Annotated in this window: 4 protein-coding genes and 1 pseudogene; 1 reads left to right on the top strand and 4 read right to left on the bottom strand. The window is 63.0% G+C overall.

Annotated features, from left to right (window positions below; genetic code table 11):
* Both EOA86_RS40685 and EOA86_RS27385 read right to left on the bottom strand, forming a co-directional pair.
* Positions 1 to 129, bottom strand: a pseudogene (locus EOA86_RS40685) (flavin reductase family protein); the annotation flags it as partial.
* Positions 130 to 714 carry a nitroreductase gene (locus EOA86_RS27385; RefSeq protein WP_128344541.1) on the bottom strand — a complete coding sequence of 195 codons (585 nt, stop codon included), beginning with the start codon at positions 712 to 714 and terminating at the stop codon, positions 130 to 132.
* A gap of 157 nt (positions 715 to 871) precedes the next feature.
* On the opposite strand from EOA86_RS27385, the gene EOA86_RS27380 reads away from it, so the two are divergent.
* Positions 872 to 1837, top strand: coding sequence for a hypothetical protein (locus tag EOA86_RS27380; protein ID WP_127210859.1), 966 nt, complete (start codon positions 872 to 874; stop codon positions 1835 to 1837).
* A gap of 52 nt (positions 1838 to 1889) precedes the next feature.
* Here the strand turns inward: EOA86_RS27380 and EOA86_RS27375 are convergent, their stop codons facing one another.
* Entirely contained in the window at positions 1890 to 2828 is a 939-nt protein-coding gene (locus EOA86_RS27375; RefSeq protein ID WP_128344539.1) for a lysophospholipid acyltransferase family protein, read from the bottom strand.
* 118 nt (positions 2829 to 2946) lie between these two features.
* Positions 2947 to 3396, bottom strand: a 450-nt coding sequence (locus EOA86_RS27370) for a His/Gly/Thr/Pro-type tRNA ligase C-terminal domain-containing protein (protein WP_245497395.1), incomplete at its 5' end; no start/stop codon positions are given.

The following is a 3396-nucleotide window of genomic DNA, read 5'->3' as shown; positions in this document are numbered from 1 at the left end:
GGAATAGGGGGCGAGGTTGATCTCGCCCGCCTTGTTCACCGTCGAGATCCAGCCGATCGGCCGTGGAGCCACGATCGCCTTGGACGGGTCATGCGGCAGCCCATGCCCCTTTGCCGGCTCGTAGAACATTCAGCCCACCCACGGCCCTGCATAGTCGGCATAGAGCTTTGCCGGATCAGGCCGGGGCCGCTCCGGCGCCGGCCCCTGATAGGAACCGATATGGACAAAGCCGACGACGTGCTCATGCGGCGCCAGCCCCAGGATCGCCCTGCCCTCCGGCACATCGGAATACCAGTTGCTGATCATGTTGGTGCCATAGCCCAGCGCATTAGCTGATATGATGAGGTTCATCGCCGCCATGCCGCCCGACAGGAACATCTCCCATTGTGGGATTTTTGGATTTTCCTTCGGGCTCGACACCACGCCGATCACCAGGGGCGCGCGTGAAAAGCGCGCCAGTTCCTGGTTATGGCGGCCTTCTGGCAGCGGCCCTTCGCGCTGTGCGGCAAGGGCCGCCAGCTTCTTGCCGATCTCGACGCGTGCCTCACCCCGGTAGAGGATGAAACGCCAGGGCTCGAGCCGGCCGTGGTCCGGCACCCGCGACGCGGCGGCAATCATCGTCGCGATGTCAGCGTCGTTGGGCGCCGGTTCCTTCAACTCCGGGATCGGCACGGAATTTCGGGTCAGCAGAAAGTCGATGATCGGCGACGCCATGGGCGCAAGTCTCCTTGGAATTTGAGCTGAAGCGCACCATCGGGACATCGGGCGGCTCGGGCATTGGCGCGGCGCGCCGGACAAAGAGCCCTCTAGCAGAAGCCGATCGGACTCTTAAGCCTTGAAATTGCCACCGCCTTGGGCTTCAACGCAAGGCATGTTTGAGGGGACATTGCGTCTTTTCCTGATCTGGCTCGCTGCCGCACTGTTCATGGTGCCGGTTTCGCTTGCGGTCGCGCAGGATGCGGACGGCCTCGGTGATCTGAAACTTCCCGGAATTTCGAGCTATGCGCCTCCGAAAAGCGAGATACCACTGGCGTCGGGGAGCAGTGGGGCAATCACGCTGTCGGCGCAATTGACCGACAAGGGTGCCGACATCACGCGCGGCATCGTCTGGCGCGTCTTCAAGCCTGAACCCACCGGCGACGGCAAGCTGCCGATGGTCGCTTCCGCCCATGGCGGCAGCGCGGTGTTCCAGCTCGAGCCCGGCAGCTATCTGGTCCATGCCTCCTACGGCCGGGCCGGCGCCACCAAGCGCATCACCGTCGGCAACGACGCCAAGCGCGAAAGCCTCGTGCTCGATGCCGGCGGGCTCAAGCTCGATGCCGTACTGTCGGGCGGGGTGCGCATACCGCCGAAGAAACTGCGGTTTTCGATCTATGAAGGCCAAGCCGAGGCCAATCACGATCGCGCCCTGATCATACCCGATGTCGAGCCGAACAGCGTCGTGCGGCTGAACGCGGGCGTCTACCACGTCGTCTCGACCTATGGCTCGGTGAATGCGGTCATCCGCTCCGACATCCGCGTCGAAGCCGGCAAGCTGACCGAAGCGGCCGTCGAGCACCGTGCGGCGGAGATGACCATGAAGCTGGTACGCGAGCCGGGTGGAGAGGCGATCGCCGACACCTCCTGGTCGTTGCTCAACGAATCCGGCGATCCCATCAAGGAAACCGTTGGCGCCTTTGCTTCGATGGTGCTTGCCGAAGGCGACTACACCATCATCGCCAAGAACCGCGACCGCATCTACCAGAAGGATTTTACCGTCGTGGCCGGGCAGAACAAGGAAATCGAGGTTCTGGCCACGGAGGCCTCGGCGATGGATCCCGAGGAAGGCGCGGACTAACCGTCCGGACACTGCCGTGTAGATTCGGGTCCAGCAGCCTATGATTTGCCGATCAGGCCGCCTTGCGCAGGCGTCGCGGCAGAAACTGGCCGCGGCCGCGCGCTTCGGCCGGTGCCAGATCGAAAACGCCGCGGTGGAGGCGGTCGAGCAAAGCCTTGCGGTCGCGCAGCGGCTCCAGTTCATCCCGTCCCAACACGTCACCGATGCGCACGTCGATCGATTTGCCCGACAGCCGCGCGAATTCGTGGATGAGTAGGGAAATGCGCAGCGTTAGCGAAGCCCTGCCGACGAACTTCGCCACGCGTCCGTCACGCTCGGCCATGTTCATTGGTCCGCTCACCAGGTGGAACAGCCGGCCGTTCTGGCCGAAAAAGTGCATTGGGACAACCGATGCCTTGGCATCCTGGACGAGACGGGCCGGAAACATCTTCCACGGCAGATCGCGCGCCCGGCCAAAACCTTTCGGCGCGGTGGCGACGCCGCCCGCGGGGAAGATGACGATGATGACGCCCTCTTTCAGCAGCCGCACCGCCTCATGGTGCACTGCCATGTTATTCCTGAGCGCGTCCTTGGTCTCGGAAAAGTCGATCGGCAGCGAATAGGGCTCCATCTCGCGGATCTTGAGCAGATCCTTGTGGATCATGACACGGAACGGGCGCTGAAGCTGCTCGGCCAGCGAGAGCACCGCAATGCCGTCGCCGATTCCAAACGGATGGTTGGCGACGATCACCAGCGGCGTGTCAGGCAATTTTTCCGGCGGCCATTGGCCGGTGGTCCGCACCTCGACATCGATCAGCTCCAGCATGCGGCTGAAAACGCGCTCGCCGGTCGGCACCACATGGCGGCGCCAAAAGTCATAGAGGGCCGCAAAGCGGTCGCGACCGGACAGGCCTTCGATGGAGTGGATGAACCAGCGCGTCAATGCCGGCTGATGCGGACCGGCGTAAGAAAGCTCGGGAAACGGTCTTTCGTGCATCCTCAGCTTGAGCATGAGGGCTCGTTACAAGGCTGGCGTGACAAGCATATGAAAATAGCGGGCATGTGAAATAGCGGCATGTGAAAATGGCGGTGGATCGCTCCACCGCCATTTCCCGTTGATCTGACTGAAGTCAGGCGGCTCGTTTGCGCTTGCGGTCGGGCGTCACCGCCTCTTCGGCAAGCATTGCCACCGCCTGGCCAAGGCCGAGCGATTCCTGGTCGCGCGAGCCGAGCCGGCGGATGTTGACCGTTTCTTCCTCCGCCTCGCGCTTGCCGCAGACGAGGATGACCGGAACCTTGGCCAGCGAGTGCTCGCGGACCTTGTAGTTGATCTTCTCGTTGCGAAGGTCGGCCTCCGCCAAGAGTCCGGCCGCCTTCAGCTGCGCGACGACCTTTTGCGCGTAATCGTCGGCATCGGAGGTGATCGTCGCCACCACCACCTGCAGCGGTGCGAACCACAGCGGGAAATGGCCGGAATAATTCTCGATCAGGATGCCGAGGAAGCGCTCCATCGAGCCGCAGATGGCGCGATGCACCATCACCGGCTGCTTCTTTTCCGAATCGGAGCCGATGTAGAAGGC

This window comes from Mesorhizobium sp. M5C.F.Ca.IN.020.32.2.1 (assembly GCF_004023105.1).
GTDB classification, from domain to species: domain Bacteria; phylum Pseudomonadota; class Alphaproteobacteria; order Rhizobiales; family Rhizobiaceae; genus Mesorhizobium; species Mesorhizobium wenxiniae.
This window is presented reverse-complemented; position numbering and strand designations above follow the sequence as displayed.